Genomic DNA, 20,534 nt, shown 5'->3' with positions numbered 1-20,534 from the left:
TGTATATTACTGGAATGACACAGAATTTCTAACACTCCCGAAATATAAGGAAAACTGAAGCGCTACATGAGCAGTTTGAGCAACTTTTCCCTATGTTTAAACTGTACTTTAACAAAGTTAGCGGTGAAAACAGAGTTTTTTCTTCTGCTCCACTGTTGATATTAAAAAGAAGAGTCATCGACTGGGCAATTGCGCTCTTTTTTTGCATTACTTTTATTCTTATGGCGTTATTTCTCAATGGAGGAGAGAAAAAACTTTTGTTGGCTTTAAACGCGGTGCTGGCGCTTTTTTTAATCGTCCGCTCAAGTAGCTATGTAAATATATATGAGAATGGCCTGATTTATGGGCATTTACTTAAAAAGAAAACGATATGGTTTGATACGGTAGATTCAATTATTGCCCGTTTGTACTATCAGTCTCCGCGAAAGACGCATATTGACCCCACGGCGGACTATAGTAACGTTTATCGTGCTTATGTTTTTAGGCGTGATGGCAAGAGCGTTTTTGAAATCCATGAGACTGAATTCGCTAAAGCACGAGCTATCGAAACATGTTTTGATATTAATAGTCCGATAATAAAAGAAATTATTCCCGGCAGCATATAAAGCTTAAGGGCCTGTTAATAACTGGTGCGGGTAATCCGAGCCGTTTTACCTGCACGTTTATCAGGTTAGCCGCGTTCAGCATATCGGCTACCGTAATTATGAAGGAAAAGTATAAAAACAGGTCTTTATGATAATCGCTGGCGTTATTAAACGGGCGCTCGCGACTGGTGTGGATAATTCATACGCCACCTCTCAAAGAGATATTAGTTATATATTACCGGGCTAACTTTATTACGTGTCGCCTGTTCTGGCGTTACCGTTTTCCGACGACGGTCATTGCGGATAGGTGACTCAGCGTGTTGTCAGGCGACGCGGGCAGCCTCAAGGATCCGACCACCGATGTCCGGGCCGCCAGGCCCGTCGTCTGTTGGCGCAGGGAGCGGCCGGAGAAGCATATCGACTTACGAACACATCGAGGTATAGGGGCCGGGCGCGCACGGTCGCATATCAACATGCACCCGCTCTTCTTTTAGGGTGTACATGCCGCCAAAGAACGGGTCGACAACCAGCCAGCCCGGCACGCCGAAGAAGATCAGATTGCCGAAGGTATACCAGCGGCTGAGGCCGTGTTCCAGCAGGATGTTGGCCGAATAATATCCCTGCTGCCTGAGCATCAGCATGTAATCCTGCTTGCCGAAGTAGCTGCCGTCAGACTTCTTTAAGGTTACGGTTTGCGGGGTTTTGCCGGAGGCAACAACGAGGCCTTTCCCGTCGGTGATGACAAAATGCGCGTCGGCAGGCGTGCTGTCAATATACACCAGCTCATTGTTACTGTTTACAATGGTGGCGCAGCCGGTCAGGACCAGGGGCAGGAAAAGCAGAAAGATGATATTTTTCATGTAGGTTGCTCCGTCTCAATAGAGTGACAGAGCGGCACGGGGGAGAAAAAACTTAAGCCCGGCGCAGTAATTTATTGTCTGAAAGGCAAAATCGGTGAGGATATTTCCCGGCGCTAGTATTAATGATAAACATTCCTGTTCAGCCTCCCGCCCGTTCAAATTCATTCTGAGTTAATGATTGTGGTTATATGATGCAGGTCAAGCATGATTATAAATTATTAATTATAATGCTAATAATTATCCTGTATGTAATGACGTTAGTATGGATGAGCTACCAAAGAATAAGCATCTGCTGGTTTTTCTCGAAGTGTCGAAATGCGGCGGAATAATGAGTGCGGCCAGAAATCTACATATGACCCAGCCTTCGGTAACGAGAATTATCAAAGAGCTGGAAACCTGGATGGGAATGTCGCTGTTTCAGCGCACCAGTTCAGGGGTATTTCTGAATCGGGTGGGAAGTATTTTTCATAGCCACGTTCTCAGCTATGTTAACGGGTTGAAAAAATCGATCTCTGAACTGAAAATGGAGTTCGGAAAAAACTGTCAGTCCTTTTCCCTGGGCTACTCCTCTCTGGTCGGTTATACCATTTTGCCGGATATTATCAGTGAATTTAAAATGATTCATAAGGATATCTCCCTCAATATCTACGAAGGGCAGCTGTCAAGCCTGCTGCCGCTGGTTAATTCAGGCGCTATTGACTGCGCGATAGGGACGATCTCTGATAATGGCTCCGTCAGCGAATGCTATGCTGAAAAGCTTTTCCAGAGCCAGTTTTCCGTCTTTTCATCGCCTCTTCACCCGCTTGCGAGGGCGAAAAATTTTGCCCAGCTGACCTCCGCCAAATGGGTACTGCCGGAAACGCAGTTTGGTTATTACTATAAGCTCAATGATTTTCTGGCGGATAACGGTATTGATATTCGCTCGGCGATAAGAACCGACTCTATTTCATCGATCCTTAATCTGGTTACCTGCGCCAATTACCTTACCATTCTGGCCAGCCCGATGGGCGAGGGAAGAAATAAAAAGCTGGCCCTGCATAAAATTGCTATACAGGAGACCCTGCCTACGGCTGACTACTATTTTGTCTGGAGCAAGAAATTCATACCCTCAATTTTGCTTGAGCGCTTTATGGCGATTATTAAAGAGCGGTGTGCGATTAGCTTATGGGGCGCGTAGCGGCGGCTATGCTTCAGACAGGGAATTTTCTACCTGCCAGCGGCTTTATAAAAGGAATTACGCCTGGACAGGTAATTGAGGTGGATAAAAAAGAGATATCACCGAAGTGATATCTGAGACTGATGACAAATCCCAGGCCGAACTCGTTCGGCCATAATCACCACAAAAATAAACATGGAAAATCAATTCATTGATTTTCGGCTGCTAACCACAAAGAGGGAAAAATCACGTTTTTCCCTCTTTGTCATCAACCTGAGATATTACCGAAGTGATATCTCTTTTTGGGGCTGTCAGTGGGTGGCTAACTCAATAAAGATTTGCGCGCCGACCAGCAGGCAGTCGTCGTCAACATAATAAGGGTTAGCATGCAGGTAGTTATGAATACCTTTTTCCTGACATCCGCTGCCGAGGAAAAAGAGCGCGCCCTTTTTATCCGGCACGGCGTTGACCATATAGCTGAAGTCCTCGCTGCCGGTCATTGGCTTGCAGTGGCTGTCAATATCCTGCAAAAACGTTGAGGCGGCGGCGATAATACGCTGGCTGGCGTAGCTATGGTTGATCACGGCAGGATAGCCGGTGCACACCATGCTGGTGTTAAATCCGCGCAGGGCGCTCTCTTTGGCAATCTGATTCAGGCTGCTTCTCAGGATGCCGTCCGTTTCTTCATCCATCGAGCGAATGGTGCCCCGGGCCTGCACATAGTCGGGAATTGCGTTTGGCACCGTACCGCCGTGGAACATGCCGCAGCCAAAGACCGCCGGGCTGAAGGGATTGGTCTGCTTGGCAATAATATAGTCCAGATCGTTAATAATCCGCACCGCTTCACGAATCGCATCTTTACCTTTATGCGGCGTGGAGCCATGGGCCGATTCGCCGTGGACGTCCAGCGTCCAGGCCGCGCCCCAGGAGGACATAATATTGTCGTTGACCTTAATCGATCCGCTCTCCATAGAGGCGTCGTTATGCAGGGCGTAAATCTCATCCACCCCGTTGACGCAGCCGCCCTCTACCATTTTTTCCGCGCCGGGCACGCGCATATCCTCTTCGGCCATCTGAAAGATAAACCTGACGTTGAAAGCCAGTTTCTCCGGATGCTCGGCAAGGTAGCGCGCCGCCGTGAGCGCGATGGCCATATGGGTGTCATGGCCGCAGTTATGCGCCAGATTCTCATGGGTCGATTTATACTCGGTTTCAGTCAGATCCGGCATCTCCAGGCCGTCCATATCGGCCCGGAAGGCGATGCGCTTTTTACTGGCGTCAACGTCCAGATCGGCGTGAAACCCGGTATAGCCCGGATATTCGGTAATCTTATACCCTAAAGCGCGCATCACCGACTGACAGTATTGTGATGTCTTATGCTCCTGGCCTGACGCTTCGGGAATCGTATGCAGGTAGCGACGGGCTTCCCGGCTGAATTGTTCAAGATATTTAATGTCTTCAGAAATCTGGTAATTTTTCATATTTGCTCCAATATCCGGCGGCAGCATTAAATAATGTGCTGAAACTTAAGAATCAGTTGGGCAACAATGGCCGCGCCGAAAAATGCGCTGGTAAAAACCAGCACCGATATAATGACGATCTTCCAGCTCAGGGATTTAAGCTTATCGAGGCTGTTGCCAACGGAAAGCCCGGCGAAAGCCAGCAGCGGCGTCGTTGTTGACAGGAAATCGATTTTATTCGTCAGATTCATAAAAACATCGCTGACGGGGGAGTAGGGCATACTGAGCAGTAGCGCAATAAGCGTCGCCCAGGCAAAAGCCGGCAGCGGAACTTTGGGCAGCCACATTTTTATCTGAAGAGATAATATAATGATGGCGAACATTATTACCGCGCCGGGCAGCGCTTCCAGCGCCGACATGCCTTTACCTACCGCCTGCGCCAGCAGCACCAGCGCAATACACGGAATAATAATCTTAGTATTATCGGAGAATTGTTTAATATTCATTTTTTTATTCCGGGAACAGTTATTTACGAACCAGCAGCTTATAAAGGAAGTTACTCAGAGGAAGCGCCAGGAAAATAAGCGCGTACATTCCCGTTACCGCTGCCAGCATATTGCTGGTCGCCGCGAAGGCCAGAATCTGGTTGGACATATGCGGGACGGCGTTGGCCAGCGATGCGGAGGCCGCCGCCATCATGCTTCCGGAGCCAAGCCCGCAGGCGACGGCGAGGGAAAGCGGATGCAGACCGAAGTTCAGGCCGATCGGGCTGATAATGCCAAAGAAGACGGTGCCAATAACGCTGCCCACAATATAGGTGCCCAGAACGCCGGTTCCCTCCGGGCTGTCGATGCCATATTTTTCACCGATAACGCCCAGCGAAGGCTCCCTGGAAATACTGGAACAAGCGCCAATTGACTCTCTGCGCATCCCTAACAGAATGGCTAACGGCATGGCGATTAGCACGGAGCCTAAATTTCCCAGCTCCTGTAATACCAGCGCCGGTCCGGCCTTAATAACTTCCTCAACGTTGGGGCCAACCAGCGTGCCATATTTCACGCCAAGGGGCAGCAGCGAAAGCATAACGATATTGCCGGTGATCTTTATCGCGTTATGATTTAATACCTTACCCATCGGCTTAATTAATTTACCCAGGATATCCGGTGTTACCAGTACGCCGATAATGACCGCATACAGCATAGGCAGCAGGCTGAACTTAATGCCAAATGCGGTAATATTAATCACACCGATTAGCTCTGATAATAAGGTAATAATGCCAGAAGCAATAACAAGTATAACCAGATGTCTATTGGAGGCTGAGTTCTCCATAAGTACCCCTCATTCATTTATTTTGATGCTCACAGAATAATGAGTACGCTGAATTTAGATAATTTGTTTTGTTTCTGGGGTATATCAAAAATGATATTGCTCAACCGCCATTTTTTGATAAAAATCAAAAAAAATTGCTGATTTTTTATTTATCTCTTTGATAAATATCTTTTTTTATTTTTTTATACCTTGGTCACATTCCGGCACTTTAACCCTGTTGCGGCAAGCGTTATTGCGTTGCTGGCTGCCGTACGGGCAGAGCAGAGCAGAGCAGAGCAGAGCAGAGCAGAGCAGAGCAGAGCAGAGCAGAGCTGGGCTGGGCAGGCATTTACGGCGTGCTGCGGCGTGGCGAGTCGGCCACCGTCCGCAACTGGCGGCATAGCGCCGGCTTTGGCTGGCCGTTTCTCCGGCCATGCAGGCGTGGGATGCCACGGCCCGGAGCGGATAATGGCGGGATGGCGAGGCCTGGCAAATTGACGCCGTCCGGGAGTGAAATCACCGTACACTTTCGCAGAGAGGTTGAGCGTGGCGATATCGGGTGGCCTGCGCTCCCGGCGGCCTTTTCAGATACAGGCGTCTGACACGCAACCGTGCCGTGGAAATAAACGGACCGGACGCTCCTGCCGTTGGCCTGCATATCTGCACACCTCAGGCCGCTCAGCGTTGGTATTGTGCCCGGTCCGCAGGGCAAGAGAAGGGCCGCGAGGTTCAGACTGGCTACGTCTGACGAAAGTTGGCGATACCCTGACCCATCGGGTTACAGGACAAAACTCAGGAACTGCTCTTGAGCGTCGCTGGCGGCCATTCAGGTCCGGGGCAGGGCGCGGGCCGTAAGGACCGGTGTTTCAGATGTGCGGCGGCGAAGACGGCTACGGACCTGAATAGTCCTGGCCCTGCGGATGCGAGCCGGAAGCGTCGGGCCAGAACGATGTTCACTACGTTCTGCGCCTTGATTACGCGCTTCTGGCTCAGCGCGCGCCATGCCTGCATACAGGGGCGGCCACCCGGTTTCGCACAATATAAAATCTCTGCGTTATCTTACAGGCGACAGGTACGACGCTGGCCTGGGCTACCCGTCTTATCCATAAGGTTTGCGTCCGGCGGCGCTCACCCCCGGCCGTATACTTCCGCAGACGAATAAGGAAGCCCCTTGTCCTTTATCCGGGGCGGCCTGCGACCGGGCATAGTCGTTCCTGTTGAATCCGTCGTTCACCCGCCGGCGATCCTGTGGAACTTGCTTAAACACCCGGTCTTTTGTCATGCTCTCCGAATGACGCAGGATATATTATTCGGCATAAGCCTGCCGGCTTATATTTCGGCACTTCTGGCTGGCCTTTGGCTACTGGTCTTATCAATATGGCTTGCCCCCGGCGGCGTTCGTCCTGACCACAACGTTCGCTATGTCCCCGGGGATGAATGAGGGACCTCCTTGTCCTTCACCGAAGGTGACCTGCGGTCGGGAAAATTCATTCCTGACGAATTTGTCGCTTGCCTGCCGCATGATTCGTCCTGAAGGCCTCACCCCTTCGGGGCCAGCCCTGGGGCTGTTCAAAACGCGCTGTGTTTTTTCCTGCAACCCAAATTATTTAAGCTATATATTTTAATTTATCTGTCTTAGTCAAAAAAATAATTCTTAAGCTAAATTGCTTTTTTGACTTAAATCATCGATTAATGTAGTCCAGCTAATAAATGTGTTAAATGCAATACATTGTTGTATAAATATTTTCGGGATGAAATATATGTATATTATCTGAATATTATCTATTCTATTGATTCTGAAAGGGGATGCTTTGAATATTTGATGTTAATCAAACGTCACGGATCTATGTAAAAAATAAAAAATTAGATTGATATTTATTCAACCTTGTGTTTTTTATATTGTCTGAAAAGAAATTAAAACAACGCAACTTTATTAAAAGATGGCGCACGCTCGCCATCAGGAACATTTTTATACCCTTAATAATTCGAGTTGCAGGAAGGCGGCGGCCCTTTAGAGTGAGGCTCTGGGCCGAATAAAGCCAACGCACGTGCAACTTGACGTATGACGGATATATATTAAAAGGATTCGCTATGTCAGAGGGCTTCCAGAATACACACAGCCCAATAAAAATGTCGGGCTTCGCCAGAAGCAATTGGCCGCTCTGCGTTCGGCAGTTGGCAGGGCAAATAGGCTGCCTTCAGCCCGCCCGGAAAAGGGCGCTGAACGTGAAAGGCTACTGAATATGTGGTCGTCAATTCCGCACGGCCTGCCCGACAGGCTAATGAATGAAGCCGTCCCGTCACGTGAGTCGGTGTACCGGGTTCTGCTCCGCCTGTTCAATACCCGTAACATCGGACAGGGAGACGGACTCCCGCCGCTTCTGGTCCGGGGCGTGCCCGAGTGGCATGAAATGAACGTAGGCGATGAGCGGGTACTCGGCTGGTTCTGCCGTCAGCTGCGCAGCGATCTGCCGCGTCTTGAGCCGAGAATCGCGGCGCTGAGGGTGGAGATAAAAGACATTAGCCAGCAAAAGCTGGCGCTGCACATTGAGGCGCATCTGTGGGATGACGACGCTCCCCTGCAGCTGAGGCTCATCTGGCAAAACGGCAACTGGCAGCCGATAGCGCAGGAGGCGTCGGGTGGATCATCGTCAGCCGGATAGCCGCTTTTCGCTGCCGGAGCGGGAGGAGAGCGCTTCGCCCTCAGCCGTCATTACCGGCGGCCGGCGCTGCGCTTTGATCTGCTGAACCAGCGCGATGGCCGCCGCTATAAACAGCGCCGCCGCGCCGCACAGGGTGGCGATGATGACCGACGACGCGGCGCTCACCAGCAGCGGGCCGAGGATCTGGCCGATACCGTAGGTCAGGGTCACAAACCCCAGCAGATTAATTTTATCCGGCACGCTGAGCTGGCGGGCCAGGGTCATCACCAGCGAGGTGGTGCCCATAAAGGTTGCGCCGAAGCCGAAGCAGCTCAGCGCCAGCAGCGGCAGAGAATCGCTGACCAGCGTCAGCACCACGCACACGCCCTGGATCAGCAGGTTCGCCGCCAGACACAGCACAGCGCCCCGGCGTCTTGCCGCCCACAGCCAGCCAAAGCAGCCCGGCACCACCGCCACGCCCACCAGCGTCCAGAGGTGGGCCGCCAGCAGCGGCGAACCGGCGTTTTTTGCCATCAGCGGCAGGTAAGTCGCGACAATAATGTAGCCAAAGCCCGCCAGCCCGTACAGCAGCGCCAGCAGCCACCAGCGCATCGGTTGTGGTGCCGTTTTCGACAGCTGCGCGGGGGGCAGCACGGAGGTGCGGGAAGGGATTAACAGCGCCAGCAGAAGGATTAATACGCCGGAAAGCGCCGCCGCCGCTATCCACAGGGCGTGGGAAGCGTACCCCAGCCGCAGGCCGGCGATAACATATTCATTGCCCAGCGCGATGCCGACGCCAACCCCGGAATAGAGCGACGCAATCACAAAGGGATTACGGGTCTGCTGCAGCACGAGATTTGAGCCGAAGATCAGCATTCCGGCGCTGGCCATCCCCGCCAGCAGGCGCACCAGGACAACCTCTGCGGGGCGCTCAAACAGCGCCATGGCGAGGATCAGCACCCCGGTCGCCGCCGCCGCGAGAAGCAGCTGCGGGCGCAGGCGCGCGGGCCGGTGAAAGGCCTCAAAGGAGAACAGCAGGCTGCCGGCCAGATAGCCCGCGTAGTTCGCGCTGGCGATCCAGGCCAGCTCACTAAAGCTGAAGCGGCCTTCGGCCAGCAACACCGGCAGCATTGGCGTATAGAGAAAGCGGCCGATTCCCATCCCGACGGCCAGGGTTAACATCCCGAAAAGGGCGGAACGCAAGGAGAAACGCTGGTCATTACGCATGGCTGACCCTTATTCACAGGGGAGAAAGCGAGGCCCTATTCTGCCTGAACAGCGGGTATTGGTGAATGAAATGTTGCTATTTGGTTTTCTGTTTGTTTTTTGCGGCGGGCAAAGCCGCAGAAACGGTGTCTGATGTGACTCAGCGCGGCGTCCGCTGAAAACGATAAAACAGGTTTGGCTCGCTAACGATAAACAGCGTACCTTCGTCATCAACGGCGACGCCCTCGGCCTGGGGCACGTCCTGGCCAAGACCGTGGCTGCCCGCCGTGAGCGACATCGATCCCATCTCCCTGCCGGAGGGTGTGACCTCCTTCAGCACCCGCGACTCGTGTGAGAGAATCAACAGCGTTTTGTACTGCGGGTTAAACTCTGCCCCGGAGATGTCTCTGACGTTTAGCCTGCCCTGCAGCGTTTTGTCATTAACAATCCGCAGATCGTCGCCCTGCAGCAGGCCCGTCACCCTGTAGATGTCGATGGGTTTTTTCTCCTGAAAAAACCAGAAGGTTTTATCGACAGGCGACCATGCCAGCCCCTCAAATCCGCTGTTGGTGGGGGTTTTTTGCAGGGCAATGGTCAATTTTTTAATAATATTGATCTTTGCGTTTTCCCCGACGTTGATAACGTAGATGGCGTAATCACTCTCATCGCTGATAACAAACGTATTGTCGTGAATATGCTCAATAGTCTCGACGTCGTGGACAAAATTAAGAGGGATGGTGCGCAGAAGCTCACCTGTTTTTGTTATTTCCACGATGGATGGCGGTTTATTCAATGTGGCAAACAGGGTATTGCTGGTTTCTGACCAGGTGAGGGAGGAGATATTATTTTTAATTCCCGATATCGGCACGCCGTCGATCGTCGCCCGAAAATCGCGCAGCGTCGAGTGCCGCTCATCAGGGGAGCCATCATCGAGCCGGGTGAAAATATAGCGCAGCCCGCAGGCCGCAGCGCAGATAACAATAAGTAAAATGGCCGCCATCGCCGGGCGTTTGATGTTCACGCATAGGTCCCTTTATTGTGTTCGGGCTTAACGCCCGGCCCGTCGGGCTATTTTGTACCTGGGCAGCGCTCGCTCAAAACGTATCGCGATGTGAACGGTCAGGACGGTCATGGGGCGAGCTTCGCGGGGCGTCCCCACGTATGCGTGCGCGCTCCGGTTTCTGTACGCTGTCCGTGTCCAGACTGACTACGTCAATAACGCCTGATGGGCCAGGCCCTTAATAAAATCAAAAGCATAATCAGACATTATCGCGAAGAAACTTAACGAAACCTTAATGCGCGCACTCCCGCCGCGCTAAGGCCGACCGAGCTGTCCGGCGGTCGCGCCCGTTAGCCGGCGTCAAAGGAGGCGACGAGCCGCCACGTCTCCGCTTCGGCGCGATAAATCGCCGCGGTATGACCAGGGAGCACCCACTGTATCTCCTCACCGGGGGCGCAGCTCAGAATAATGCACAGGCCACAGCCCCCGCGCAGCTGGCGGGGAATGTCGGTCACCCGGAAAGGCACCCCCCGGGAGTGCAGCAGCCGACGGGTCTGAATCACCCCCGGCGTGGCGTGGAACAGATAGAGATAGTCGCTCATTTGCGTCGCCTCTGGCGCTGGCCGATCAGCGCCGCGCCGATGGCACCGGCAAACTGGGCGTCCGGATGGGTGTGAACCGCCATGCCGACCTGCTCTTCCAGCATTCGGGTAAACGCCGTACAGCGGCTGACGCCGCCGGTAAACAGCAGCGGCCCCCCGGCGGAAAGGCGGCCGATAAAATTGGCGCTGCGTCGGGCCAGGGCGCTGAGGACGCCCGCCAGAATCGCCTCCGGCGCTACGCCGGCGGAGCGCAGGCTGATAACCTCTGATTCGGCAAAGACGGTGCACATGCTGCCGATCGCGTGGGGAGCCACGCCTGCGGTAATGGCGTCCAGCTCCTCCACCCCGGCACCCAGCGTGCGTGAGATGACCTCCAGAAACCGGCCGGTGCCCGCCGCGCACTTGTCGTTCATCAGAAAATCGGTAAGGTTGCCGTCGCGATCCAGCTGGATCACCTTGCTGTCCTGGCCGCCGATGTCGATCACCGTGCGGGTGGCCGGGGCCAGCAGCCGCGCCCCCAGGCCGTGGCAGGTGATCTCGGTGACCTGCCGGTCGGCGAAGTCGACCAACTGGCGGCCGTAGCCGGTCAGGGTCAGGTACGGGCGCGCCTCCAGCCCGGCGCTGAGCGACTCCCATCCCTCGCGGATCGCCTCCGCCGGGCGAAACGGCGTCGGACAGAGAAAGCGGCGTCGGATAACGTCGCCCTCCAGCAGAACGCCCTTGGTCGCCGTGGAGCCGGAATCAATGCCAATTGAGTAGGTCACGTCCGCTCCTTACAACATTTCGATAAAGGCCGCGACGCGGGTGCTGAGCTGGCCAATATCCGAGGTGGAGTAGTCGGTTTCGATCGCTATATAGGGAATATCGTGCCGCTGGCGAACGTGGCGCTTAATCGCCATCGACTCCACGGCGTAGGTGTGGCAGGCCTGCAGAATCACGTCTACCACGCCGTCCGCCTGGTACTCTTCCACCATCTGGCTGAGCAGCGTTAAGCGCTGGTCGTTCGGGGAAATGCACGAGCAGCCGATGGTGAGGTACTTGTCGGTCAGGGCGTCGTAGAGGTCGCCGCTCTCCTCGACGCAGCGCTCGGTGGCCTTCGCCCCGGTGCAGTTTTCAAAGCCCACCACCCAGCCGCCGTTTTCCTCAATGGCGTGCACCACCTTCTCCGCCGCGCCGCCGATCGGGCAGCCGGTGATCAGAATGCGCGGGCGGCGCTCCAGCCGTTGGCCATCCTGCCAGGCCTGGCGCACCCGCTCCGCCATGCCGTTCAGCTCGTCGATAAGGGCCTCTTTGTCGAAGCGGAAGGTCGCTCCGTACACCACCTTCAGGATATCGCCGCCGCTGAGGGCCGGCGGGTTGAGCTGGCCGACGCGATAGAAGTTCGCCAGCGCCCGGCGCTCGCGGTTCTTAAGAGCGATGGCCTCCCGCAGCGCGGCTTCGGTAATGGGCGTGCCGAAGCGCGCCTCCACCGCCTGCTGCAGACGCTGGATCTCCGCTTTCCACAGCGCGCGTGAGGCGGCGTCGCCGGCGCTGTTGGGCAGCTGCATGACGTGTACCGCCTTAAAGCTGGCCATGTACTCGTACATCTTCTTTTTGCCGTCGCAGGTGGTCTCTCCGACCACCAGATCGGAAAAATAGAAGTAGGGGCATTTATCGGTTTTGCCGAAGCCGTAGCTGCTTTTAATCAGCGGGCAGAGGTTGCGCGGCAGCTCTTTTTCAGCTTCCTCAATGGTTTCATCGGAGGTGGAACAGAGCGAAACGACGACCGCCCCCGCCGCCATTGGGATCTCCTGGGGCATAAAGGTGCAGTAGGTTCCCACCAGCGGGATACCCTGCTCTTTTAGCTCCATAACGGTAAGAAAGCCTTTCTGACGTGCTGCAGAGAATTGATCGAAAATGGCGGGCAGATCGGTGATAAGCGACATGGTTTTTCCTTCCCCGTAACACGGGAGACAATGAAAAGAGCCTGCATTATAACCACCTGGCTTGTCGGGTTTTATTGACGCGCCGCAACGGATCGTTTGTCACGGTGCGCGGTAACCCTTTAACGGGCGCTGATAAGAGCGGCCTTTAACGCCCGGCGGTTCCTCTGCGGGTCATAAAATTTTCTTTAAATCCATCTCCTCCTGAATGCGATCGCTCCAGGCCGCATGGGTGCGGAGCGCCTCTTCGATACCGGCGTTGTAGTAGGCCGGGCCGAAGCGCTCGCTCAGAAAGTCGATAAAAAACTCGGCGTCAAATTGCTCAAGCTCCACATCGAGATGGTCGGCGCACCAGCGCTGCAGCTCGTCGCGCAGGCGGTCGCGGGCGGCCGGGTCCAGGGTAATCGTCGTCATGTTTGATCCTTCAATAATGAATCAGGCCCGTCAGCAGCGACGGCACCTGCGATAACAGATAGAGCGCCAGCCCAATAGCGCCGCCAACCAGCGTGCCGTTAACGCGGATAAACTGCAGGTCTTTACCGATGTTCAGCTCGATCTGGCGCGACATATCCCGCGGGTCCCAGCTTTTCACCGTATCGCTAATGTGGCGGGTCAGGAAGGCGGCGAACTCCGGCGCGACCCGGCGTGCGGCCTGTTCCAGATGGCCGTTCAGCGAGGCGCGCAGGGCCTCGTCGGCGAGCAGCGTCTCGCCAAACCACTGGCCGGCGTGGGTGATGCGCTGTTTTACCCGCGAATCCCCGGCGTTAATATCCGCCTTCAGCCACTGGCGCAGGTCGTCCCACAGTTCACCCAGATAGCGGTTGAAGGCCTCGTCCTCCTTCAGCCAGGCCTTAATGGCGTCGGCGCGGGTGGCCATCTCCGGATCGCTTTTCAGCCGATCGATAAATTTAAAGGTAGCGCGATCGAAGGCGTGACGGATCTGATGCGCGCGATCGTGGCTGATATCGTCAAGCAGGGCGTTAACCGCGTCGGAGACCAGCACGGCGCTGTGCTCACCCAGCCATTCGGTTGGCAGGATCTTCGCCTTTAACGGGTGCTCTGTCTCCAACCAGCGGACGATCTGCCTGGCGATAAAAGCGCGCGAGCTGTCGCGCTGCAGCAGGGCGATAAGCTGAGCGATGAGGGTATCAAGCAGCACCTGGTGGCGGTTGTTTTTGGTCATGCTCTCCAGCATCAGCGCGCCGGTGCCGGAGAGATCGACCTTGTCGATCGCCTTATGTACCGCCCGTTTGATCAGCCGCTGAATGCGGGCGTCGTCGGTCAGCTCCAGAAAGCCGCTCATTATCTGTAGCAGATGCTGGCCTACCCGCCGGGCGTTATCCGGCTGGCTGAACCAGCCGCCGATCAGCCGCGCCGGTTCGTGGCGGCGGATCAGCGTGACCAGCGACTGGGTGTCGAGAAATTTTTCCTGGACGAACTGGCCGAGATTTTCGCCGATCCGATCTTTATTGCGCGGGATGATCGCCGTATGGCGAGAAATAAACGGCAGCGGCACCCGGCGAAACAGCGCCACCACGGCGAACCAGTCCGCCAGCGCGCCCACCATCGCCGCTTCGGCAATGGCCTTGACGCCGCTCACCCAGAAGCCGGGCGGCAGAAAAAGGGTGATGACAAAGGTGGCCGCCGCAATCAGCAGCAGGCCAAGGGCCAGCCGTTTGGCACGTCTGAGTTCGCTTATTTTATCCATGAGCTAAGCATAGCGCCGGAGAGAGCAAGCGGCCAAAGGGCGGTGAGGGGTGGGCATCGGCTACTCTCCCACCGCCGCCCGGCGGGCTTCATGCTGGCGCACGCGGCGCAGCAGGCCGCCCAGGGTAAACAGCGCCGCGACGCCCGCCGCCACCGCCAGCAGGTGAAACGGGAGCCGTCCGCCGTTGAACCACAGCCAGCGGCCGATCTCCACCGATACTGCCATGATCGTCAGGTTTACAATATTCAGCGCTGCCGATACGGTGCCCTTCGGCAGATCGTTGGTAAACAGCGTAAAGCGGAACAGAACCGGGAAGATCATGCCGATGCCAAAAGCGTACAGGCTGGTGCCCAGCACCGACCACAGCCAGAGGTGCGGCCACAGCAGGTTGCCGGCGATAAGGATCGCCAGTCCGGCGATCTGGATCGGCGCAGCCCGCCGGAGAAAGCGCGGGCTGGCGGGATCTTTTATGAAGCGGGCCACCAGGGTATTGGCGACGATCGTTGCGCCAAACACCGGTACCTGGGTCCAGGCGAACTGCGAGGCGGACATGCCCCCGGCGTCAATCAGGATCACCGGCGACACCGCCACCCAGCTCATCATCGGAATGTAGCTCAGCGAAATGGTCGCCGCCCCGGTCAGAAATACCGGGTTGCGAAAGACATTGCGAAAATCGCGCAGCACGCTGAGGGCGCTAAAGGGCGTGGCGCTGCGCCTGACCGTTTCCGGCATCGCCAGCAGCAGGCCGATAAAGGCGAAAAGGCCCATCAGCGTGATGATGCCGAACAGCGCCTTCCAGTGGACGAAATGCATCAGCGCCGCCCCGGAAAGCGGACCGACGATGGGCGCAATCAGCACGATGGAGGTAATGATGGCCATCAGCTTAATGGCCTTCGTCTGGCCGAAGGCCTCCTGCACGGTAACGTAGCCCACCGTGGCGATAAAGCAGATGCTGGTGCCCTGAACAAAGCGCGCCGCGAGGAACTGGGTCATGGAGGTGGTAAACAGCGTGGCGGCGCAGGCGAGGGTAAAAATCAGCGCGCCGGCGAGCAGCACCGGGCGGCGGCCAATCCGGTCGGATAGCGGCCCGAGCAGCCACTGTAGCGCCATGCCCCCCGCCAGATAGAGGCTGACGGAGGCCGGGGCGAGGCTGACATCGGCGTTGAAATCCCGCACCACGTTGATGATGCCCGGCTGGATCAGATCCGTCGACAGCCAGGCGGCAAAGTCATAGACGATGAGCGCCATCGGGAAAAAGAGCGTGGCGGCGTGCCGGGTAAAAAACGAAAGGATCCGTTGCATGTCAAAGGCGCTCCATGTCGCAAAAACCGTAGTGGGAGAGAGAAAGGGACTCCCGTCGCCGCGCCGCTGGCGGATAAGAGATAACGCGGCCTGCGGACAGTTTAAATATCATCTTGACCGCTCCTCCGCCCGCGCCAGCACGGATGGAACAACGCCCCCGGAGGCGGATCGGAAAGCCGATAACCGCCCGCGCGTCACGTCCCGGAAGCATGAGGCAGAGCGGAAAACAGACCCGTTAAGTGTAATGAAAGTTTGATGTTAATCAAAAGCGTTTCGCCAGCTAAGAGAAAGAAAACAGGCGTGGCAGATCCAGCGCCGCAGGGTGCAGATCGGATAAAAAGTGCAGCAGGAGCCCCGCTCCAAAGAGCATCAATATTACCCCGGACATCCGTGAGATCCGCGGCAGCCAGCCCGTCAGCCTTCGTTGGATCGAAGGCAGGCTGAGGCACATCACGATCGACAAATCCCAGCACAGCACAACGCTGGTCATCCAGATTCCGCTAACGGACTGCTGTAATAAGGTTACCGAGGGGCCAGGCAGCGTGGTCATCAACGCCAGATAGAACAGCGCGTTTTTCGGGTTAAGCAGTGAGGAACCCAGCCCCGGCAGCAGCTGTTTGCCAACGCCGGGGCAGGAGCCGCGGGCATCGACGCCCGTCAGGATCTGCGGGCGGCTGCGCGCCAGCAGGCTGCCGATCCACAGCAGGTAGATGGCACCCGACAGCGTGATGGCGGTAAACAGCAGAGCAAACGAGTGCAGAATCCCCCGGCCGACAATTGCCAGCAGAATGTACAGCCCGTTGCCTGCGGCGATGCCGACGGACAGCCCGGCGCTGCCGCGCAGGCGGTAACGTACCGCGTAGTCCATCAGCAAAAAGAAGTCCGGTCCGGGGCTAAGCAGGGCAACGAAATGCGCCAGCGCCAGCGCGGGAAAGGCAGGGGGGAAAAGCGTATTCAGTAGTTCCATAGTAACCTCAGAAAGTAAACCTGCGGTTACCTTAGCCCGGACGTTCCGTCAATTATTGTCTGTTATTGATCGCCCCGGCGCGTACTGGCGCGGCGTGGCGGCGGTATAGCCGATGAAGGTGCGGTGGAAGTGGCTCTGGTCAGCGAACCCGCTCTGATAACCGACGTCGGCAATCGTCTCCCCGGCGCGCAGCCGCACGCGGGCAAAATTGATCCTCGCGATATTCAGATAGCTTCCCGGCGTCAGCCCGGTGTCCCGCCTGAAGATGCGGATTAGCGTCTCCTTACGCAAACTGCACGCCTGAGCCAGGTCGTCCAGCGAGGGGGCACGAGCAGGTTGCTGCGCAGCTGTTCCTGCAGATACCGGCTGGTGGCGCGCTGACGGTCTGGTTTCACCAGCCGCAGGGAAAGCTGATGCAGCAGAACGCAGACCTCCCGGGCGACAGGCGCGCTCTGCCGACGCTGCATCTATGCCACAAGCTGCAGGTAGTTCTGAAAGATCTGCGGCTGGCGAATCGCCGGGGGCGCGCGCTGAGCCGGGTCGTTGCGCTAAGGGCCGCCAGCTGCGCCAGGCACCAGTCCGTATCCAACCAGAGCATATGGTAGCTGCGAAAGGTTCCCTCCAGCGGATTGCAGCTGTGGGGGGCCAGCGGCGGGATCACGATCAGATCGCCCGCCTGCAGACGGTGCTCCTGGCCGTTACAGACGCAGCGCGTTTCCCCTTCCAGTATCGCGCCGATGGAGAGCTGAGGATGAAGATGAAGCTTGTAGGCCTGACGGCTGCGCCAGGTGCTGCGCAGCTCCAGCCAGGGCAGCCGTGCGTCGCGCCAGAACCGCTGGGGAATTGTTCGGATAAGGGACACGCTACGCTCCTGTCTCGTGATTCATGGTCTGTTTATAACACAGGCCGTGCGGTAAAAAAGCAGGGAAGGGGCGGGCGTTTGCCGTTTTGCGTAGCGCGCTGCGCGATAGTGCAAACATTGCAGGGACGGGAAACTATCCTGGAAAACGCCTCGCAGGAATAAGCAAAAGTCGATGAAGATAAAAGCAAGCAGGGTTAGGCTGCTTCTTATCGCGCAGGGTGGGAAGGCGGGTTGTTAATAACGGAATACGGGCATTAAGAACCCTCCGTATCTACCCAACTTTACCGATTGTCCGGGCCGGGTCTACTACCCTTAATACCCTGAGCGGCGCTTATCTCTGCCGCCCCCGACGTGATTAAGGAGACCTATTCTATGGCTTACCAGACGGTGAATCCTGCTAACAATCAGCTGATTAAAGAGTACAAACCGCACAGCGATGCCGATATTGAGGCCGCGCTGGGCCGGGCCGACGCGCTCTACCGCTCCGGATGGGCGACGGGCGACATAACGCCACGTCTGAATGTGCTGCGCAGGCTGGCGGAGCTGCTCGACGAGCGGGCGGAGGCGCTGGCGAAAATCGCCAGCCAGGAGATGGGCAAGCTGATTAAGCAGAGCCGCGGCGAAGTGGCGCTCTGCGCGCAGATTGCCCGCTACTATGCCGATAACGCGCCGCGATTTCTGGCACCGGTGAAATACCCGTCGGAGCTGGGCGAGGCCTGGGTTGAGCATCACCCCATCGGCGTGCTGATGGCAGTGGAGCCGTGGAACTTTCCGTACTATCAGCTGATGCGCGTGCTGGCTCCGAATCTGGCCGCCGGTAACCCGGTTATCGCCAAACACGCCAGCATCGTGCCGCACTGCGCCGAAACCTTTGCGCAGCTGGTGCATGAAGCGGGCGCGCCGGAGGGGGCGTGGACCAACCTGTTTATCTCTTCGGAGCAGGTGGCGGCCATTATCGCCGATCCGCGGGTGCAGGGTGCCGCCCTGACGGGGTCGGAAAAGGCGGGTAGCGCGGTTGCCGCTCAGGCGGCTAAGCACATCAAAAAGGCCACCCTGGAGCTGGGCGGCAACGACGTGTTCGTGGTGCTTGACGATGCCGATCTTGCAAAGGCGGTGGAGATCGGCGTGCAGGCGCGGCTGAACAATGCGGGCCAGGTGTGCACCGCCGCCAAGCGCTTTATTCTTCATGAAAAAATTGCCGACAGCTTCCTGGCGCAGTTCAGCGAGGCGTTCAGCCGCGTGAAGATTGGCGACCCGCTGGATGAGAGCGTCGGGCTGGGGCCGCTCTCATCCAGGGAGGCGCTGGAGACCCTGACGAAGCAGGTCAACGAGGCGGTAAAAAACGGCGCGAAGCTGCACCTCGGCGGCCAGCCGCTGGAGCGGGAGGGCAGTTTCTTTGCCCCGACCATTCTGACCGGCATCGCTCGCGATAATCCGGCTTATTTTGAAGAGTTCTTCGGCCCGGTGGCGCAGATGTACGTGGTGAAGGATGACGACGAGGCGGTGAGGCTGGCAAACGATTCCCACTACGGCCTGGGCGGCGCGGTGTTCAGCCAGGATATTGAGCGCGCGAAACGGATGGCCTCGCGTATTGAAACCGGGATGGTGTATATCAACTGGCTGACCGATACGGCCCCTGAGCTGCCGTTCGGCGGCGTTAAGCGCTCCGGCTTTGGCCGAGAGCTGTCCGATCTGGGGATCAAAGAGTTTGTGAACCAGAAGCTGGTGGTGGTTCACCGGTAAGCGTCTTTGTCCCCCTCCTGCGGGGAGGGGGAGTGGGGGACAAGGTTGCCGTAAGCTATAACCCAAATTATTCAGGCGGTAACCCGCCGGGTTATAGGTAAAAACGGTGCAGCCTCCCAATCTCAGTCGTTCCGTATGTCAAAGTAAAAATTTTTTACAACCCTGTACTTTCCGAAAAAAGGTGAAGCTAGTGTTCCGTCAGAACTGGCGACGAATAGAGAACTCTATGTAAAGTTTGAAAAGACCGTTTGTGATTAAGATATTTTACGTTTTTATTGTGTTTTTCTTAATTACCTGCTGATTTAAAATTATCGTCCTTGTTGGTCTTTTTTCATATGCCCGAATCTTCATCGTGTTCAGGTGGTTATTTAATTGTTTGTTTTTTTGTGGGTTATTGCGTTGTGCTTCATATGGTGGTTTTTCTGTACAGGCCTATTTTTATCCGGATGTGGACAGTTATTACCATCTGGCCTAAAAAATGTATGGTTTTTCTGTATGTAAAATTTAGCTTATAATTTTCTTTGCTGAATTTTAAGGAGGAAGTGGGCTGATGGTTGAAGCATGAAATGAAATTATCCCTTGATGTCATTTTGCAAACGTTGTCAGACGTCTTGAACTACGCTTGTATCGGTTGCTAAAGGATTGTGCCGAAAGACGGCTAAAGCCAGCTGCCTGTTATCTTAATTATAGCGGGAACAGATAGAACATTGAAATCATCAGTTATGGCAATAAATTATTATTGTTTCGAGTCGAGTATATAGAGACGTTCTTCCTTTATGTCGCAATGCTGTTGATATTAACTTTAACTGTTTAGTCGCCTTGTCAAAAAAGATAAATATTCTTGTCTGGATAAAAGGTTTTTGTCTTACAAGAAGAATATTTTAGTAAATATACCCTAAATAATTCGAGTTGTATGAAGGCGACAGGGATGTCCCTCATTTATCCCCGGGAGCATAGCGAACTATGTGACCGGGGTGAATGACAAATCTGTCGGGAGCCGATTTGAACGCCGCGCAGCGGCGGCCCGTCAGGGCGAGTCTCATGGATGAGACGAGTAACCCGTAGCCAACACACATGCAGCTTGAAGTATGACGGGTATATACCTGCTAACAATTAACTTAGGGATAGAGTATGAAAGTCATAGCCAGGGATTTTGTTTGGTTGCCCGTTATTCTTATTGCCGCGGTGATTTCCGCTGCCGGCTGCACGGCC

17 protein-coding genes and 1 pseudogene are annotated in these 20,534 nt (G+C 55.7%); 4 read left to right on the top strand and 14 right to left on the bottom strand.

The window, feature by feature from the left end; translation table 11 throughout:
• Positions 1–92: 92 nt before the first annotated feature.
• A complete protein-coding gene (locus GJV78_RS20920) occupies positions 93–605 on the top strand; it encodes a hypothetical protein (RefSeq protein ID WP_155110073.1) in 513 nt (170 codons plus the stop codon).
• 401 nt (positions 606–1,006) lie between these two features.
• On the opposite strand, the gene GJV78_RS20915 is transcribed toward GJV78_RS20920, so the two are convergent.
• Positions 1,007–1,444: a putative periplasmic lipoprotein gene (locus GJV78_RS20915; protein WP_155110072.1), complete on the bottom strand. Its 438-nt coding sequence runs from the start codon at positions 1,442–1,444 to the stop codon at positions 1,007–1,009.
• A 262-nt stretch (positions 1,445–1,706) separates the two neighbouring features.
• On the opposite strand from GJV78_RS20915, the gene tdcA reads away from it, so the two are divergent.
• Positions 1,707–2,621, top strand: a complete 915-nt coding sequence (gene tdcA, locus GJV78_RS20910; protein WP_155110071.1) for a transcriptional regulator TdcA — start codon at positions 1,707–1,709, stop codon at positions 2,619–2,621.
• Positions 2,622–2,911: 290 nt separating this feature from the next.
• Here tdcA and GJV78_RS20905 read toward each other — a convergent pair whose 3' ends face one another.
• Genes GJV78_RS20905 through GJV78_RS20895 form a run of 3 tightly spaced genes read right to left on the bottom strand, consistent with a single transcriptional unit; the run spans position 2,912 to position 5,389 of the window.
• Entirely contained in the window at positions 2,912–4,081 is a 1,170-nt protein-coding gene (locus tag GJV78_RS20905; protein ID WP_155110070.1) for a M20 metallopeptidase family protein, read from the bottom strand.
• Positions 4,082–4,107: 26 nt separating this feature from the next.
• Positions 4,108–4,566: a hypothetical protein gene (locus GJV78_RS20900; RefSeq protein ID WP_155110069.1), complete on the bottom strand. Its 459-nt coding sequence runs from the start codon at positions 4,564–4,566 to the stop codon at positions 4,108–4,110.
• 19 nt (positions 4,567–4,585) lie between these two features.
• Positions 4,586–5,389 (bottom strand): DUF3100 domain-containing protein, encoded by an 804-nt coding sequence (locus GJV78_RS20895; protein WP_155110068.1) that lies wholly within the window; start codon positions 5,387–5,389, stop codon positions 4,586–4,588.
• Between the two features lie 2,222 nt (positions 5,390–7,611).
• On the opposite strand from GJV78_RS20895, the gene GJV78_RS20890 reads away from it, so the two are divergent.
• Positions 7,612–8,031, top strand: coding sequence for a GPW/gp25 family protein (locus tag GJV78_RS20890; protein ID WP_155110067.1), 420 nt, complete (start codon positions 7,612–7,614; stop codon positions 8,029–8,031).
• On the opposite strand, the gene GJV78_RS20885 is transcribed toward GJV78_RS20890, so the two are convergent.
• The 10 genes and pseudogenes from GJV78_RS20885 to GJV78_RS24200 form a co-directional block, all read right to left on the bottom strand.
• On the bottom strand, positions 8,020–9,237 hold the full coding sequence (locus GJV78_RS20885; protein WP_155110066.1) for an MFS transporter: 1,218 nt from the start codon (positions 9,235–9,237) through the stop codon (positions 8,020–8,022). The two genes, GJV78_RS20890 and GJV78_RS20885, sit on opposite strands and share 12 nt — an antisense overlap.
• Before the next feature lie 139 nt (positions 9,238–9,376).
• On the bottom strand, positions 9,377–10,237 hold the full coding sequence (locus GJV78_RS20880; protein WP_330998836.1) for an SdiA-regulated domain-containing protein: 861 nt from the start codon (positions 10,235–10,237) through the stop codon (positions 9,377–9,379).
• A 329-nt stretch (positions 10,238–10,566) separates the two neighbouring features.
• Positions 10,567–10,818: a DUF3343 domain-containing protein gene (locus tag GJV78_RS20875; RefSeq protein ID WP_155110065.1), complete on the bottom strand. Its 252-nt coding sequence runs from the start codon at positions 10,816–10,818 to the stop codon at positions 10,567–10,569.
• Entirely contained in the window at positions 10,815–11,582 is a 768-nt protein-coding gene (gene yjiL / locus GJV78_RS20870) for a putative 2-hydroxyacyl-CoA dehydratase activator YjiL (RefSeq protein ID WP_167519687.1), read from the bottom strand. Before yjiL ends, GJV78_RS20875 begins: the two co-directional genes overlap by 4 nt.
• A 9-nt stretch (positions 11,583–11,591) precedes the next feature.
• The gene (locus tag GJV78_RS20865) at positions 11,592–12,743 is read right to left on the bottom strand and encodes a double-cubane-cluster-containing anaerobic reductase (RefSeq protein WP_155110064.1); all 1,152 of its coding nucleotides are present in this window, start codon (positions 12,741–12,743) and stop codon (positions 11,592–11,594) included.
• Between the two features lie 171 nt (positions 12,744–12,914).
• Positions 12,915–13,154, bottom strand: a complete 240-nt coding sequence (locus GJV78_RS20860) for a DUF2164 domain-containing protein (RefSeq protein ID WP_155110063.1) — start codon at positions 13,152–13,154, stop codon at positions 12,915–12,917.
• Between the two features lie 10 nt (positions 13,155–13,164).
• Positions 13,165–14,448, bottom strand: a complete 1,284-nt coding sequence (locus GJV78_RS20855; protein ID WP_155110062.1) for a DUF445 domain-containing protein — start codon at positions 14,446–14,448, stop codon at positions 13,165–13,167.
• Between the two features lie 60 nt (positions 14,449–14,508).
• The gene (mdtM, locus tag GJV78_RS20850; RefSeq protein ID WP_155110061.1) at positions 14,509–15,750 is read right to left on the bottom strand and encodes a multidrug efflux MFS transporter MdtM; all 1,242 of its coding nucleotides are present in this window, start codon (positions 15,748–15,750) and stop codon (positions 14,509–14,511) included.
• A 280-nt stretch (positions 15,751–16,030) separates the two neighbouring features.
• The gene (locus tag GJV78_RS20845; protein ID WP_155110060.1) at positions 16,031–16,717 is read right to left on the bottom strand and encodes a LysE family translocator; all 687 of its coding nucleotides are present in this window, start codon (positions 16,715–16,717) and stop codon (positions 16,031–16,033) included.
• Positions 16,718–16,765: 48 nt separating this feature from the next.
• Positions 16,766–17,579, bottom strand: a pseudogene (locus tag GJV78_RS24200) (AraC family transcriptional regulator).
• Between the two features lie 372 nt (positions 17,580–17,951).
• Between GJV78_RS24200 and GJV78_RS20830 the strand changes: the two are divergent.
• Entirely contained in the window at positions 17,952–19,322 is a 1,371-nt protein-coding gene (locus GJV78_RS20830) for an NAD-dependent succinate-semialdehyde dehydrogenase (protein WP_155110058.1), read from the top strand.
• Positions 19,323–20,534 lie beyond the last annotated feature (1,212 nt).

The sequence above is a fragment of the Intestinirhabdus alba genome, from assembly GCF_009711095.1.
Lineage (GTDB): Bacteria > Pseudomonadota > Gammaproteobacteria > Enterobacterales > Enterobacteriaceae > Intestinirhabdus > Intestinirhabdus alba.
Note: the sequence above shows the minus strand (reverse complement) of the source record. Positions and strands in the feature narration are given on the sequence as shown.

Coding starts and splice junctions, on each gene's coding strand:
- GJV78_RS20920 (WP_155110073.1), top strand. CDS start 93: ATGTTTAAACTGTACTTTAACAAAGTTAGCGGTGAAAACAGAGTTTTT.
- GJV78_RS20915 (WP_155110072.1), bottom strand. CDS start 1,444: ATGAAAAATATCATCTTTCTGCTTTTCCTGCCCCTGGTCCTGACCGGC.
- tdcA (WP_155110071.1), top strand. CDS start 1,707: ATGGATGAGCTACCAAAGAATAAGCATCTGCTGGTTTTTCTCGAAGTG.
- GJV78_RS20905 (WP_155110070.1), bottom strand. CDS start 4,081: ATGAAAAATTACCAGATTTCTGAAGACATTAAATATCTTGAACAATTC.
- GJV78_RS20900 (WP_155110069.1), bottom strand. CDS start 4,566: ATGAATATTAAACAATTCTCCGATAATACTAAGATTATTATTCCGTGT.
- GJV78_RS20895 (WP_155110068.1), bottom strand. CDS start 5,389: ATGGAGAACTCAGCCTCCAATAGACATCTGGTTATACTTGTTATTGCT.
- GJV78_RS20890 (WP_155110067.1), top strand. CDS start 7,612: ATGTGGTCGTCAATTCCGCACGGCCTGCCCGACAGGCTAATGAATGAA.
- GJV78_RS20885 (WP_155110066.1), bottom strand. CDS start 9,237: ATGCGTAATGACCAGCGTTTCTCCTTGCGTTCCGCCCTTTTCGGGATG.
- GJV78_RS20875 (WP_155110065.1), bottom strand. CDS start 10,818: ATGAGCGACTATCTCTATCTGTTCCACGCCACGCCGGGGGTGATTCAG.
- GJV78_RS20865 (WP_155110064.1), bottom strand. CDS start 12,743: ATGTCGCTTATCACCGATCTGCCCGCCATTTTCGATCAATTCTCTGCA.
- GJV78_RS20860 (WP_155110063.1), bottom strand. CDS start 13,154: ATGACGACGATTACCCTGGACCCGGCCGCCCGCGACCGCCTGCGCGAC.
- GJV78_RS20855 (WP_155110062.1), bottom strand. CDS start 14,448: ATGGATAAAATAAGCGAACTCAGACGTGCCAAACGGCTGGCCCTTGGC.
- mdtM (WP_155110061.1), bottom strand. CDS start 15,750: ATGCAACGGATCCTTTCGTTTTTTACCCGGCACGCCGCCACGCTCTTT.
- GJV78_RS20845 (WP_155110060.1), bottom strand. CDS start 16,717: ATGGAACTACTGAATACGCTTTTCCCCCCTGCCTTTCCCGCGCTGGCG.
- GJV78_RS20830 (WP_155110058.1), top strand. CDS start 17,952: ATGGCTTACCAGACGGTGAATCCTGCTAACAATCAGCTGATTAAAGAG.